Below are 14818 nucleotides of genomic sequence, written 5' to 3'. Positions count from 1 at the left end.
TTGGGAAGGTAAAGCGAAAACGGCCCGCGAAAAGCGCGAACCGTTGGAAGTGGTGGCCAGTCTCGGAATCGAACCAAGGACACGCGGATTTTCAATCCGCTGCTCTACCAACTGAGCTAACTGGCCATTTGAATTTCTTGGACTTTTCCCCGCCTGTTGCTGGCGGAAAGCGCGCAATTAAACCCTGAGTCTGGCCGCAAGTCAACAGGCACGGCCCACGGAGGCATACGAGCGGCCTGGACAAGCACGGATCAAGGGCCTTGTGGTGTGGCAACGCGAGCCAGCCGGCTGAACCCGGTATCGGAATTCGATCCATTCATGACTTTGGATGGATGGCGCTGAGATAAATTAAGATTGCCGCATGGCCTCTACCATCCCCCTCGCCAGCAGCCTGCTCCGTGCCACCCTCGACACGTTGCGCCGGCAGGCGCCTTTCGCGGACATGGACGAGACGGATCTGATGTGGACGGCAGAGCGCTTGTCGGTGGCGTATTTCCCGCAGGAAGCGGCGCTGGTCGAGGCCGACGGCCAGCCGCCTGCCTACCTGTTCATCGTCAAACAGGGCGTGGTCGAAGGGGAGGCACCGGATGCGCAGGGCGTGCGGCTGCTGCAGCTCACCGACGGCGAGATGTTTCCGCTGGGCGCGCTGCTGGCGGGACGCGCCGTGGCGAACCGCTATGTCGCGGCGGCGGATACCTTCTGCTATCGCCTGCCGGCCGCGGATTTTCATACCTTACTCGGCCGCAGCCGGGCGTTCAGTGATTTCTGCACGCGTCGCATCGCCAGCCTGCTGGAGCAGTCCCTGCGTGCAGTGCAGTCGGAATATGCGCTGGCGCTGGACGACGAAAATCGTTTCTCGCGCCCCGTTCGCAGCCTGATTCGTCAGGCGCCGGTGGCGGTCCTGCCCGAAACGCCGCTGGCCGAGGCGCTGGCCGCCATCGATGCGGCGCGCGTGGGGTCGGTCGTGGTCAACGATCCGCACGGCCATCCGGTGGGCATCCTGACGCTGAAGGATGTGCTGCGGCGCGTGACGCTGGCAGGGATTCCCCTCACGACAGCGATTTCCAGCGTGATGACGCCCAACCCTGCCACGCTGGAAGGCGGGGCGACCGTGGCGGACGCGCTGCTGGTGATGGCGCGGCAGGGCGTTCACCATCTGCCACTGGTGGAGGACGGGCGGCTCGTCGGCGTGATCTCGGAAAAGGACGTGTTCACGCTGCGCCGTCTGTCCATGGAAGGAATTACCGGCGCCATTGCGCGCGCTGACGATCCGGCCGCGCTTCCGATGTTGGCGCACGCCATCGGCGAGCTTGCGCACAACCTGCTGGCGCAGGGCATGAACGCAGAAAACCTGACCGCCATCCTCTCCAGCCTGAACGACAAGCTGACGCAGCGGGTGATCGAACTGGAAGTGTGCGCCGCCCATCTGCCCGATGTGCCGTGGTGCTGGCTTGCTCTGGGCTCGGAGGGCCGGATGGAGCAGACCCTGGCGACCGACCAGGACAATGCGCTGATCTACCGGGCCGCCACGGCGGAGGAGCGTGCGGCCCTGCTGGCGTTTGCCGAACGGGTGAACCATCGGCTGGCGGCGTGCGGCTTTCCGCTCTGCAAGGGCGAAATCATGGCCAGTAATCCGAAGTGGTGCCAGAGCCTGGACGAATGGCGGGCCACCTTCGCCAACTGGATCCATCGGGCCGACGCGCCGGCCCTGCTCCACGCCACCGTGTTTTTCGACTTTCGCCCCTTATATGGCGCGCAGGAACTGAGCGAGGAATTGCGGGACTGGCTGAATGCCACCGCCTGGGAAAACCGGCTGTTTCTCAAGCGAATGGCGGAGAATGCGCTCGCCAATCGCCCGCCGCTGGGACTGGTGCGGGATTTCGTGACGGCGGCGGGCGGCGCGCAGGCGCATACGCTGGATCTCAAGATCAACGGGGTCACACCCTTCGTCGATGTTGCCCGCATCTTTGCGTTGTATGCCGGGGTGAACGCGTCCAGCACGGTGGCGCGCCTGCGCGCCACCGCCCGGGCGTGGAACCTGGCGCCGGACGAGGTCGAGGCGTGGGTGGCCGCGTTCCATTTCATCCAGCTTCTGCGACTGCGCCGCCAGCACACGGCGCAGACCCACGGTGATGCGCCGGGCAACCGCATTGATCCGGAGCAGCTCAACGCGCTCGACCGGCGCATCCTCAAGGAAGCCTTCCGCCAGGCCCGCAAGTTGCAGGCCGTCATGGCGCGTTATTTCGAGTATTGAAATTTGCAAGATGTTGGGTGGTTTCTATCATCAACCTTCATTTCCCACGGCTTTTGGGCTATGGTTGCTGCAGCTTCGCATCCAGGGGGGAGATGCCTGATGCGGGGCCCATAAAATCAACCATACATAGGAGGCTTCCATGGCTAGTCCTCAACCAGATTGGGCCGCGATTGATCGAGATCCGCGGTTCCAGACGCTTCACAAAAAGAAAACCGCTTTTCTGTGGGGCTTGATGGTGTTTTCCATCGTTTACTACTTCCTCCTGCCCGTCGGCGCGGCCTATTTCCAGGACCTCTTCAAGGTCAAGATCTGGGGACCGCTCAATGTGGGCCTGCTGTTCGCGCTGTCCGAATTTATCGTGGCCTGGGTCGTCGCCGCGATATACGCCAAGCGGGCCAACCGCGAGTTCGACGCCATGGCAGCAGAAATCGCACGCGACGCGCACAAAATTGGAGGGAGCAAATAATGGGACGCTCTACCCCCTATTTCACGGGCGCAGCCGCCTTCCTGGCTTCCGGACTCGCCTTCGCCGGCGAAGGCGCCGTTGCCGACCAATGGAAATGGCTGACCTTCGCGGTCTTCGGTGGCATCATTGCCCTGACCATGTACATCACCTGGCGGGCCTCCAAGCGGGTGCACTCGACCAGTGAATTCTACGCCGCCGGACGTTCTGTTTCGGGCTTCCAGAACGGTTGGGCCATTGCGGGCGACTATCTGTCCGCCGCGTCCTTTCTGGGCATCGCCGGCCTGATCTCCCTGTATGGCTACGACGGCTTCATGTATTCGGTCGGCTTCCTGGTGGCCTACATTACCGTGCTTCTGGTCATCGCCGAGCCCTGCCGCAACATCGGCAAGTACACGTTGGGCGACATCCTGGCCTTCCGCAACGATCCCAAGAAGACCAAGACCATCGCTGCCATCTCGACCATCACCGTGTCGATCTTCTATCTGACTGCCCAGATGGTGGGCGGCGGCGTGCTGATCAAGACGCTCATCGGCATTGACTACGAAGTGTCGGTGATCGGCGTCGGCGTGCTGATGCTGGCCTACGTGGTGTTTGGCGGCATGGTGGCGACCACCTGGGTGCAGATCGTCAAGGCGATCCTGCTGGTGGTGGCTTCGCTGGTGATGGTCGCGCTGGTGTGGGCGCCCTACGGTTTCTCGCTGCCTGGCATCCTCGACCACGTGATCCACGACGACGGCATCCAGAAGGAGGTGGCCAAGCTCCTGGGCACCTCTGCGGCCAACATGACGCCCGAGGAACTCGGTCAGCGCTTCCTCGAGCCGGGCCTGTTCCTGAAGAACCCGATCGACCAGATCTCGCTGGGCATGGCGCTGGTGCTGGGCACCGCCGGCCTGCCGCACATCCTGATGCGCTTCTTCACTGTGCCGAACGCTCAGGAAGCGCGCAAGTCGGTGGTGTGGGCGATGGTCATCATCGGCGGCTTCTACGTGCTGACCCTGTTCCTGGGTCTGGGCGCCGCGCTCAACGTCGGTCCCGCCAACATCATCGCGCTGGACAAGGGCGGCAACATGGCCGCGCCGATCTTGGCCCAGTATCTGGGCGGCGGTGCCGATTCCATGATGGGCAACTTCTTCCTCGCCTTCGTCGCCGCAGTGGCCTTCGCCACCATCGTCGCGGTGGTCGCCGGCTTGGTGCTGGCCTCCGCCTCGGCCATGGCGCATGACATCTACGTCGGCGTGATCCGCGGCAACCATGCCACGCCGAATGAGCAGGTGACGGCAGCGCGCGTCGCCTCCGTCATCGTCGGCATCGTCGCCATCGTCATCGGCATTGCGGCCAAGGGGCAGAACGTCGCCCACCTGGTCGGCATGGCCTTCGCGGTGGCGGCGTCGGGCAACCTGCCCGCCGTCCTGCTGACCCTGTACTGGAAGCGCTGCAACACCTGGGGCATCATGCTCGGCATGCTGGTTGGCTCGTTCTCCGCGATCGCCCTGGTGATGATGTCGCCCAACCTGACCTATCCCAAGACCGTGATCAAGGATGCCACCGCCGTGCTGGACGGCACCCCGGCCAAGGAAGCGGTTCCGGCCAAGGCGAGCGAGGGCTTCGTCTGCGAACTGTTCGCGGTGTGCCGGAATGCCGAGGCCGCCAAACCGGCTGCCGAGGCGAAACCCGGTGCGGTCGAGAAGCTGGCAACGCTGAACCAGAAAATTGCCACACTCACCGACCCGGCCGAGCTGGACAAGGCGAAGGCTGACGCCGGCAAGCTGGAGAAGGACATCAAGAAGGCGCAGGACGACCTGAAGAAGTTCGAAGGCCAGACCACCAACCTGGTGGGCCTGGAGAAGCCCTTCTTCCGTCTCAAGAACCCCGGCATCATCTCGATCCCGCTGGGTTTCCTGATGGTCATCCTCGGTTCGCTGCTGTTCCGCGACAAGCGTGCGGAAGCGATGTGGGATGAGCTTTACGTGCGCCAGCACACCGGTATCCAGGCCGAGGGCGCAGTCGCCCACTGACGCTGCCTTCATCGGTGTTCAGCCAAGCCCCCGAGGTAAAAGCCGGGGGCTTTTTTATGCGCGCGCGGCCACGCTGCTTGGGATTGCCTACGTCTGGCCCGAATCGAGCCAGCGGGCCTGGCGGCTGAAACGGAGGAGCTGCCGGAGCTGGGTGAGCTTGCGTGCCCGTGCAGCGGGCAGCAGCGCGAGCCACAATTGGGCCGTGGCATAGGCGTCCGCCAGCGCGCCATGGCGCTGGTAGACCGGGATGTGGAAGAACGCGAGCCAGTCGTCCAGGGGCCGGTTGAATCCCGGCCCCTGCGGCGCCAGAAGGGGCGCCAGCACCGCCAGGTCGAGCCAGATGGCACGGTCCTTCAGGCCCAGCCAGGCACGGCTGGCGCGTTCCAGCGCCAGCCGGTCGAACGCAGCATGATAGGCGAGCCGCGGACTGCCGCCGGCGAATTCCAACCAGTCCAGTAGCGCCTGTGCGGGCTCCCGTCCGGCAAGCTGCTGGCCCGTGGTGATGCCGTGTATCAGGATGTTGTCGGTCGTTGTAGCCTCCTGCTGCCGCAAGCTGACTTCGCACGTCGGCGCCATGGCGATTGTGCCGTCTCTCACAGTGACTGCGCCGATGGCCAACAGGGGGTCGACCCGCGGATTGAGACCGCCGGTTTCGACGTCCACCACGACCCAGCCGTCATCCAGCGTCTGTTCCCTGACTGGCCTCAAAGCAAGATTCTGCAGGCGGGCCGCGAGCGCAGCCCCCAAGGGTGGGCGGGAGCGGAAGGGCCAGATCATGATGAGCAGTTCCGGTACATGGAGACAACCTTAGCGTGCAGGCTAATCGCGGCAATATTGCAGCAGCATGGGGAAATAAAAAAGCCCCGCCGAAGCGGGGCTTTTGACCTACATAAACAGCTGGGTTTTACATCCTTACATCATGCCGCCCATACCACCCATGCCGCCCATGTCGCCGCCGCCCATCGGCATGGCCGGCTTGTCTTCCGGCAGGTCGGCGACCATGCAGTCGGTGGTCAGCATCAGGCCGGCGATCGAGGCTGCGTTTTGCAGCGCGGTGCGGGTGACCTTGGTGGGATCGAGCACGCCCATCGTCACCATGTCGCCGTATTCGCTGGTGCCGGCGTTGTAGCCGAAGTTGCCCGTGCCTTCCAGCACCTTGTTGACGACGACGGAGGGCTCATCGCCACAGTTCTTGACGATCTGGCGCAGCGGCTCTTCGATCGCGCGCAGCACGATCTTCACGCCGGCGTCCTGGTCGTGGTTGTCGCCCTTGACCGCGGCCGCAGCGGCCTTGGCGCGCAGCAGCGCGACGCCACCGCCGGGGACGATGCCTTCTTCAACGGCGGCACGGGTGGCGTGCAGCGCGTCTTCGACACGGGCCTTCTTTTCCTTCATTTCGACTTCGGTCGCGGCACCAACCTTGATCACTGCCACGCCACCGGCCAGCTTGGCCTTGCGCTCCTGCAGCTTCTCGCGGTCGTAGTCGCTGGTGACTTCCTCGATCTGCTTGTTGATCTGGCTGATGCGGCCCTTGATCGCGTCGTGATTGCCGGCGCCGTCGATGACGGTGGTGTTTTCCTTGCCGATCTCGATGCGCTTGGCGCGGCCCAGATCCTGCAGGGTAGCCTTTTCCAGCGACAGGCCGACTTCTTCGGCGATCACGGTGCCGCCGGTGAGGATGGCCATGTCTTCCAGCATCGCCTTGCGGCGGTCGCCGAAGCCCGGGGCCTTGACGGCGCAGGTCTTGAGGATGCCGCGGATGTTGTTGACCACCAGGGTGGCGAGCGCTTCGCCGTCGACGTCTTCGGCGACGATCATCAGCGGCTTGCCGGCCTTGGCGACTTGCTCCAGTACGGGCAGCAGGTCACGAATGTTGGAGATCTTCTTGTCGAACAGCAGGATGAAGGGATCTTCCATGATCGCCATCTGCTTGTCGGGGTTGTTGATGAAGTAGGGCGACAGGTAGCCGCGGTCGAACTGCATGCCTTCGACGACGTCGAGTTCGTTTTCCAGGCCCGAGCTGTCTTCAACGGTGATGACGCCTTCCTTGCCGACCTTGTCCATCGCGGCGGCGATGATGTCGCCGATCGAGGAGTCGGAGTTGGCGGAAATGGAGCCGACCTGGGCGATTTCCTTGGAAGTCTTGCAGGGTTGGGAAATCTTCTTCAACTCGGCGGTGATGGCGATCACGGCCTTGTCGATGCCGCGCTTGAGGTCCATCGGGTTCATCCCGGCGGCCACGTATTTCATGCCTTCGTTGACGATGGACTGGGCCAGCACGGTGGCGGTGGTGGTGCCATCACCCGCGATGTCGGAGGTCTTGGAAGCGACTTCCTTGACCATCTGGGCACCCATGTTCTCCAGCTTGTCCTTCAGCTCGATTTCCTTGGCGACCGACACGCCGTCCTTGGTCACGGTGGGCGCGCCGTAGGAACGGTCGAGCACCACATTGCGGCCTTTCGGGCCCAAAGTCACCTTGACAGCGTCAGCCAGAATATTGACGCCAGCCACCATGCGGTGACGCGCGGAATCGCCAAAACGTACGTCTTTTGCAGCCATTGCTTAACTCCTAAATTTTGAATTCGATTTGGATTTGCGTACGGCGTTCGATTACTGCTCGACCACGCCCATGATGTCTTCTTCGCGCATCACCAGCAGTTCGTCGCCTTCGACCTTGACGGTCTGGCCGGCGTACTTGCCGAACAGCACGCGGTCGCCGACTTTCACGTCCAGCGGAATCAGCTTGCCCTGGTCGTCTTTCTTGCCGGCGCCGACGGCGATCACTTCACCCTGGTCGGGCTTCTCGGTGGCGGTGTCGGGGATCACGATCCCGGAAGCGGTCTTGCGCTCTTCTTCCATGCGCTTGACAATCACTCGGTCGTGCAGAGGACGGATTTTCATTGCAAAGTCTCCATTGCGGTACGTTGATATAAGGCAGCCGGAGCTGCCCGAAAAATGAGGAAGCGGCGAAGGTGTTGTTAGCACTCGTCGCCGTTGAGTGCTAATAGTAGGGGCGGAGAGTTTCAATTTCAAGTCCATGGACGATTTAATCAGCCGCACCCGCGCCGCCGTCTGGCACCCCTGCACCCAGATGAAAGCGTTGGAAGCCACGCCGCCGCTGGCGATCGCGCGTGGCGAGGGGCCGTGGCTCGTCGATACGGGGGGACGGCGCTACCTCGACGCGATTTCCAGCTGGTGGGTCAACCTGTTCGGCCATTGCAACCCGCGTATCAATGCCGCTATCGTCGACCAGCTCGGGAAGATCGAGCACGTGATGCTGGCCGGCGCCACCCACGAACCGGTCGTGGCGCTTTCAGAACGGCTGGCCAGACTGACCGGCCTGGGACACGCGTTCTATGGTTCGGACGGTGCGTCAGCCACCGAGATCGCACTGAAAATGAGCGCCCACTTCTGGCGTAATGCTGGCCAGGCGGAGAAAAACGGCTACGTCAGCCTCAGGAACGGTTATCACGGCGAAACCGTCGGCGCGCTGTCGGTAACCGATATTCCGCTGTTCAAGGCCACCTATGCCCCTCTGCTGCGGAACACGGTGCAGGTGCCGACGCCGGATGCGCGCCTGGCCGAAGCAGGCGAAACGGCTGAGGGATTTGCCCTGCGCTGTGCGGATGCACTGGAAGCGCATTTGGTCGAGCACGCCGCCGAAACGGCCGCTTTCATCGTCGAACCGCTGGTGCAGGGCGCGACAGGGATGGCGATGTATCACCCGATCTATCTCAAGCGGGCCCGGGAGCTGTGCACGAAATATCGAGTGCATTTGATTGTCGATGAGATTGCCGTGGGTTTCGGCCGCACAGGCACCATGTTCGCCTTTGAGCAGGCCGCCATACGCCCCGATTTCATCTGTCTGTCCAAGGGCATCACGGGTGGTTACCTGCCGCTGTCGGCCGTGCTGACGACCGACGAAGTCTATGCCGCGTTCTACGGCGACGCCACGGCGCGCGGCTTCCTGCATTCGCATTCCTACACCGGCAACCCGCTCGCCTGCCGGGCGGCGCTGGCGGTACTGGATATTTTCGAGGCCGATCAGGTCATTGCCGCCAACCGCGTCAAGGCGCAGGAATTCACGGGATTGCTGGCGGACGTGGCGATGCACCCGCGGGTACGCCATTTTCGGCAGCGCGGCATGATTTGGGCGTTCGACGTGGCGCAGGCACAGCCCGGTTTCTCCGCCCGCCTGCACCAGGCGGCGCTGGGACAAGGCGTGTTCATTCGTCCGATCGGCAATACGGTGTATGTCATGCCGCCCTATGTGACAAGCGCCGACGATATGCGCATCCTGGCGGCGACCCTGCTGGCCTGTCTTAAAAACTCGAATATCTGAATGGGCACCTCGCCGGCTTGACGCGTGTCGAGCCCGATCATAAGATAGTGATCAATAACTATCTAGGGGCTGCGTTCATGTCCGAGGCTGTGCGCAAACGGTTGGGTGCCGACGAACGGCGCGAGGAAATCATCCGCGTGACACTCGAACTGGCTGCCAGGCAGGGCGTCGACGACGTGACCACCCAGGACATGGCCCAGGCGATGGGAGTGACGCAGGGCGCGGTGTTCCGGCATTTTCCAAGCAAGGACGCCATCTGGATGGCGGTGATGCTGTGGGTGCGCGACCGCATGATGGCGGTGTTGACGCGTGCGGCCGCACAAGGCCGCGATCCGCTGGATTCCCTGCAGCGCATGTTTTTTGCCCATATCGCGTTCATCGCCGGCCATCCGGCCATTCCGCGTGTGCTCACCTCGGAACATCTGCATGGTCGCAATGCGGTGCTGCGTCAGGTCGTGACCGAAATCATGCTGGCGTACGAGGCGAAAATCGCCCATCTGCTGCGGGATGGCCAAGTACAGAAGCAAGTTCGCCTCGATCTCGATACGCAGGCCGCGGCCACGCTCTATATCGGCATGATCCAGGGCCTGGTTCTGCAAACTTCCATTCTGCGTGGTCAGCGCACGCTGGCTGCCGAAGCCGCCCGCACCTTACCGGTTTTTCTCGCGGCGGTCTGTACGCCCTCACCCACCCAAGGAACGCACCCATGATGAAATATTTCTCGATACCGCTCGCAGCCTGCCTGTGCATGAATCTGGCCACCGCCCATGCGCAGGACATGGTGCTCTCCCATGCCCATGCGCCTGCCGCAGACAATCGCGTGATCCTGGCCTTGTCCCCGGACGAACGCGCCATGATCCTGGAAGAAATGCGCCTCTTCCTCGACGGCGTCGGCACCATGACCGGCGCGCTCGGCAAGCAGGACATGCAGGCGACGGCGGCCGCAGCACGCGGGATGGGGATGAAAATGGTGCACGAGGTGCCGCCCGAATTGCGGGCCAAGTTGCCCATGGAATTCAGGCAGCTGGGTTTTTCGGTGCACCGAGATTTCGATCAGATCGCAATGGATGCCGACAGCCTGAAAGATGTGAGCCACACGCTCAACCAGATGTCCGCCACGCTGCAAAAATGCGTGAGCTGCCATGCGGCTTATCAAATCCGCAGCCCGCTGAATGACGACAAGCATTGAGCAGGCCCGTATGACGCACCGCGCAGTCTCGTTCATCAATCGACGTAATCTGTTCCTGGCTGCCGGTTTCCTGGCATTTGCCGCGGCTTTCGTCTGGCTGCTCGCGACACGCGGGCCGCTGGCGCCGGCGGGCATCGAGCAGGCCGCCGTCACGCGTGCCGATCTCAATCCCGGCGTGTACGGAATTGGCACGGTGGAGGCGCAGCGTGCCTACAGTGTCGGTCCGATCCAGGCCGGCCGGTTGTTGCGGGTGATGGTCGATCAGGGCGACCGGGTCGAGGCTGGCCAGGTGCTGGCCGAGATCGATCCGGTGGATCTGCGGCAGCGCGCCGACGCGGCGGTGAGCGCGGCCGCACGCGCCCGGCAGGCAGCCGAGGCGGCGCTGGCGCAGGTGGCCGAAGCCGAAAGCCGGACGCGTCTGGCACAAGCCAATCTGGCGCGCTACCAGGCGCTGTATCGGCAGAATTTCGTCGCCAAGGAAATGGTGGACAGCCGCCTGCACGAAGCGGCGGCGGCCGAAGCGGCATTGGCCGCGTCGCGCGCCAATGCCGCAGCCGCGCAGCGCGAGATCGGGCGGGCCGAAGCCGAGCGGCAGGGCGTCGATCAACTGCGCAACAGCCTCCGATTGCTGAGTCCGATCACGGGCGTGGTCACGACGCGGGAGGCCGAACCCGGCACGACGGTGGTGGCGGGGCAGGCCGTACTGCGGCTGGCCGATCCGGCACATCTGTGGGTGCGCGCGCGGGTCGATCAGGCGCGTGCGCAGGCTATACGGGTGGGGCAGGCGGCGGATATCACGATGCGTTCTGCGCCCGAGATGGCCCTGCCGGGAAAGGTGGCGCGGATCGAACTGCAAAGCGATGCCGTGACCGAGGAGCGGATCGTCGATGTGGCGTTCGATCCGGTGCCTGACCGTCTGTATCTGGGTGAGCTGGCAGAGGTGACGCTGCACCTGCCGGGTACGCGCAACGCGTTGGCGGTGCCGCGTGCTGCTATCGGCTTGCGCAACGATCGGAGCGGCGTGTGGCAGGCAGTCGACGGCCGCGCCCGCTTCAAGCCGGTGCAATTGGGCGTGCAAACCGCGGATCGTGCGCAAGTCGTCTCCGGCCTGGCCGAGGGCGAGCGCGTCATCGTTTACAGTGCCCGGCAGCTCGACGAGGGCATGCGGGTGCGCGAACAGCAATTAATGACGCGCTGAGCTGTTCCGCCCATGATCAATCTCGCCGGGCGCGACATCGCCCACCACCTGAAAAGTTATCTGCTGACCGGGCTGGGGCTGGGCTTGCTGATCGGAGTGACGTTGACCATGGCCGGCGTGTATCGCGGCATGGTCGACGACGCCAAGGTGTTGTTGCGTGCGGTCGACGCCGACGTCTGGGTGGTGCAGCAGGATACCCTTGGCCCGTTCGCCGAGCCCTCCTCCGTGCCAGACGACCTCTATCGCGCGTTGCTGGGGTTGCCAGGCGTGGCACAGGCGGGAAACGTCGCCTACCTCACCATGCAGGTGTCGCACGCAGGCAAGTCGCAGCGCGTGATGGTGGCCGGGTTCGAGCCGGGCAAGCCGGGCGGACCGGCGTTTCTGGTGGCCGGTCGCCCGATCGCCCGTGCGCATTACGAAGCCGTGGCCGATGCCAAGACCGGCCTGCGGGTGGGCGACGTGGTCCGCATTCGTCGCAACGACTACACCGTGGTCGGATTGACGCGGCGCATGGTGTCGTCCAACGGCGATCCGATGCTGTTCATCCCCTTGAAGGACGCGCAGGAAGCGCAGTTTCTCAAGGACAACGACGCCATCGTGGAGGATCGCCAACGCCTGACCGCCAATCCGGCGATCAACCGCCCCGGCCAACCCGGCGTGCTCGATGCGGTGCAGGCGATCCAGACGTCCAGCCACAAGGTCAATGCCGTGCTGCTGCGGTTGCAGCCGGGGGCCGATGCGCGCGCCGTCGCCGGCGCGATTGCGCGCTGGCAGCGCTTCACTGCATATACCCGCGACGACATGGAAGAGATCCTGGTGGCCAAGCTGATCGCCACCGCAGCCAAGCAGATCGGCCTGTTCCTGGCGATTCTGGCGGTGGTCAGCGCGGCCATCGTCGCTTTCATCATCTACACGATGACGCTCGGCAAGATCAAGGAGATCGCCGTGCTGAAACTCATCGGCACCCGGAATCGCACCATCGCCGCGATGATCATGCAGGAGGCGCTGGGGCTGGGCGTGATCGGTTTCTTCGTCGGCAAGTTCGCCGCCACCCTGTGGGCGCCGGCCTTCCCCAAATACGTGCTGCTTGAAACCGGTGATGCAGGACGCGCCTTCGTGCTGACCCTGGTGGTGTGCGCATTGGCCTCGGTGCTGGCGATACGCGCCGCACTCAAGATCGACCCGGCGGAGGCGATCGGTGGCTGACGTTGCTTCAATCCGGCCCGCGATTCTCATCGAGGGCCTTACCAAGCGCTACGGCAGCGGCAGCGCGGCAGTCGATGCGCTGAAAGGCGTCGACATGACGGTCTGGCCCGGCGAGGTGGTCGGCCTGATCGGGCCGTCCGGCTCCGGCAAGACCACCTTGCTGAAATGCCTGGGGGCGGTGATCGAGCCGACCGCCGGCCGGTTCACCCTCGGCGGCGAAATGATCTTCGACGGCGGCTGGAAGACCGGTGACCTGCGCGCGCTGCGTCGCGACCGCATCGGTTTCGTGTTCCAGGCGCCCTACCTGATCCCGTTCCTCGATGCCACCGACAACGTCGCGTTGCTGCCGATGCTGGCCGGCGTACCCAATCCCCAGGCGCGTGCAACCGCGCTGGAGATGCTCGGCGCCCTCGATGTCCAGCACCGCGCGCAGGCGCGCATTGCCGAACTCTCGGGCGGCGAACAGCAGCGTGTGGCGATCGCGCGGGCGCTTGCCAACAAGCCGCCGATCATTCTTGCCGACGAGCCGACCGCGCCGCTCGACAGCGAACGCGCCCTCACCGTGGTGAAGATCCTCAACCGCCTGGCGCAGGAATTCCGCACCGCGATCATCGTCGTCACCCACGACGAAAAAATCATCCCGACCTTCAAACGCATTTACCATATCCGCGACGGCAAGACTTACGAAGAAGCGGGCGAAGGACGCGCGATATGAAACTGACCTTTCTTGGCGCAGCGCGCGAAGTGACGGGCTCCAGCTATCTGCTGGAAGCCGACGGCGTGCGCTTTCTGGTCGATTGCGGCATGTTCCAGGGCGGGCGCGAAGCGCGCGACAAGAATTGCCGCGCCTTCAGCTTCGATCCCCGAACGATCGATTTCGTCATCCTGACGCATGCGCACATCGATCACTCCGGGCTGCTGCCGCGGCTGGTCGCGCTCGGTTTCAAAGGCCGCATTTACACAACGCGTGCGACCTGCGACCTGTTGGCGGTGATGCTGCCCGATTCGGCGCATATCCAGGAAAAGGAAGCGGAATACCAGAACCTTCATCGCTTCCGCCAGGGGATGGCCCGGCGCGACGCGGCACGCGGTTCGTTTCCGCGCGACACGGCGCCGCTGTATACCGTGGCGCAAGCGCAGGCCTCGCTCAAACAGCTCAATCCGGTCGATTACGATCTGGAAATCGCGCCGCATCCGCAGGTGCGCTGCACCTTCCGCGACGCCGGCCATATTCTCGGTTCGGCGATCGTCGAAGTCTGGGTGGGCGAAGGACCGCGCCGCCGCAAAATCGTGTTTTCCGGCGACCTGGGCCAGCCTGCACGGCCCTTGCTGCGCGATCCGACGCCGATCTTCGACGCCCACTACCTGCTGGTCGAGTCGACCTACGGCAACCGCGACCACAAGAGCATGGAAGCGACGCAGGACGAACTGGTCACAGCGATCAACGACACCATCGAGCGAAAGGGCGGCAACGTCATCATTCCCGCCTTTGCGGTGGGGCGCACGCAGGACATGCTCTACCTGCTGGCCGACCTGACCCGGCAGGCGCGCATTCCCAAGCTTTCCGTCTTCGTCGATTCGCCGATGGCCACTGCGGCCACCGAAATCACCTTCAAGCATATGGAACTGCTTGATGCCGAAACCCACGCGTTGATGGGGCGACATGGCGGTGCGCAATATTTCCGCAAGCTCGAATTCGTCGAGGATGTCGAGGAATCGAAGGCGCTCGACCGCGTCACGGGTGGCGCCGTCATCATCTCGGCCAGCGGCATGTGCGAGGCCGGCCGCATCAAATACCACCTGCGCGCCAACCTGGCACGCCGCGAATCGACCATCCTCATCACCGGTTTCCAGGCTGCCGGCACCTTCGGTCGCCGCCTCGTCGACGGCGCCAAGCGCGTCCGCCTGCTGGGCGAGGATATTCCGGTGCGTGCCGATCTCTATACATTGGGTGGGTTGTCGGCGCACGCCGACCGTACTGCCCTGTTCGCTTGGCTGGGTCACTTTCGCAGCAAGCCGCGCCAGGTGTTCGTCGTACATGGCGAGGAGACGGTGGCGAAGGGTTTTGCCGCCGACCTGAAGACGCAGTTCGACTGGAATGCGATGGCGCCGGCGCCGGGTCATAGCGTCATCCTCGAATGAGCCCGT

General features: G+C 63.9%; 13 protein-coding genes and 1 tRNA gene. 10 read left to right on the top strand and 4 right to left on the bottom strand.

Annotation, left to right across the window (positions count from 1 at the left end):
* Positions 1-50: 50 nt before the first annotated feature.
* A tRNA-Phe gene (locus tag B058_RS0114420) sits at positions 51-126 on the bottom strand.
* 235 nt (positions 127-361) lie between these two features.
* Between B058_RS0114420 and B058_RS0114415 the strand changes: the two genes are divergently transcribed.
* The 3 genes from B058_RS0114415 (at position 362) to B058_RS0114405 (ending at position 4735) form a co-directional block, all read left to right on the top strand.
* The gene (locus B058_RS0114415) at positions 362-2254 is read left to right on the top strand and encodes a DUF294 nucleotidyltransferase-like domain-containing protein (protein ID WP_018509202.1); all 1893 of its coding nucleotides are present in this window, start codon (positions 362-364) and stop codon (positions 2252-2254) included.
* Between the two features lie 139 nt (positions 2255-2393).
* Positions 2394-2720 (top strand): DUF485 domain-containing protein, encoded by a 327-nt coding sequence (locus tag B058_RS0114410; RefSeq protein WP_026240957.1) that lies wholly within the window; start codon positions 2394-2396, stop codon positions 2718-2720.
* Positions 2720-4735, top strand: coding sequence for a solute symporter family protein (locus B058_RS0114405; protein ID WP_040724584.1), 2016 nt, complete (start codon positions 2720-2722; stop codon positions 4733-4735). The genes B058_RS0114410 and B058_RS0114405 overlap by 1 nt, the downstream gene beginning before the upstream one ends.
* Positions 4736-4822: 87 nt before the next feature.
* Here B058_RS0114405 and B058_RS17045 read toward each other — a convergent pair whose 3' ends face one another.
* From B058_RS17045 to groES, 3 genes are all read right to left on the bottom strand, one after another.
* Positions 4823-5512 carry a 3'-5' exonuclease gene (locus B058_RS17045; protein WP_018509200.1) on the bottom strand — a complete coding sequence of 230 codons (690 nt, stop codon included), beginning with the start codon at positions 5510-5512 and terminating at the stop codon, positions 4823-4825.
* Positions 5513-5647: 135 nt separating this feature from the next.
* Complete coding sequence (groL, locus tag B058_RS0114395; protein WP_018509199.1) at positions 5648-7294, bottom strand: chaperonin GroEL; 1647 nt, start codon at positions 7292-7294, stop codon at positions 5648-5650.
* 51 nt (positions 7295-7345) lie between these two features.
* Positions 7346-7636, bottom strand: a complete 291-nt coding sequence (groES, locus tag B058_RS0114390; RefSeq protein WP_018509198.1) for a co-chaperone GroES — start codon at positions 7634-7636, stop codon at positions 7346-7348.
* Between the two features lie 136 nt (positions 7637-7772).
* Here groES and bioA point away from each other — a divergent pair, with 136 nt between their 5' ends.
* From bioA to B058_RS0114355, 7 genes are all read left to right on the top strand, one after another.
* Entirely contained in the window at positions 7773-9077 is a 1305-nt protein-coding gene (gene bioA, locus B058_RS0114385) for an adenosylmethionine--8-amino-7-oxononanoate transaminase (RefSeq protein ID WP_018509197.1), read from the top strand.
* 77 nt (positions 9078-9154) lie between these two features.
* Positions 9155-9787, top strand: a complete 633-nt coding sequence (locus tag B058_RS0114380) for a TetR/AcrR family transcriptional regulator (protein ID WP_018509196.1) — start codon at positions 9155-9157, stop codon at positions 9785-9787.
* A complete protein-coding gene (locus tag B058_RS0114375; RefSeq protein ID WP_018509195.1) occupies positions 9784-10266 on the top strand; it encodes a hypothetical protein in 483 nt (160 codons plus the stop codon). Before B058_RS0114380 ends, B058_RS0114375 begins: the two co-directional genes overlap by 4 nt.
* Positions 10250-11464: an efflux RND transporter periplasmic adaptor subunit gene (locus B058_RS0114370; protein WP_081616812.1), complete on the top strand. Its 1215-nt coding sequence runs from the start codon at positions 10250-10252 to the stop codon at positions 11462-11464. The genes B058_RS0114375 and B058_RS0114370 overlap by 17 nt, the downstream gene beginning before the upstream one ends.
* A 12-nt stretch (positions 11465-11476) precedes the next feature.
* Complete coding sequence (locus tag B058_RS0114365; protein WP_018509193.1) at positions 11477-12670, top strand: ABC transporter permease; 1194 nt, start codon at positions 11477-11479, stop codon at positions 12668-12670.
* The gene (locus B058_RS0114360; RefSeq protein WP_018509192.1) at positions 12663-13385 is read left to right on the top strand and encodes an ABC transporter ATP-binding protein; all 723 of its coding nucleotides are present in this window, start codon (positions 12663-12665) and stop codon (positions 13383-13385) included. The genes B058_RS0114365 and B058_RS0114360 overlap by 8 nt, the downstream gene beginning before the upstream one ends.
* Positions 13382-14812, top strand: a complete 1431-nt coding sequence (locus B058_RS0114355) for an MBL fold metallo-hydrolase RNA specificity domain-containing protein (RefSeq protein ID WP_018509191.1) — start codon at positions 13382-13384, stop codon at positions 14810-14812. Before B058_RS0114360 ends, B058_RS0114355 begins: the two co-directional genes overlap by 4 nt.
* Positions 14813-14818: the final 6 nt, after the last annotated feature.

The sequence above is a fragment of the Thiobacillus thioparus DSM 505 genome (genome assembly GCF_000373385.1).
In the GTDB taxonomy this organism is placed as follows: domain Bacteria; phylum Pseudomonadota; class Gammaproteobacteria; order Burkholderiales; family Thiobacillaceae; genus Thiobacillus; species Thiobacillus thioparus.
Note: the sequence above shows the minus strand (reverse complement) of the source record. Positions and strands in the feature narration are given on the sequence as shown.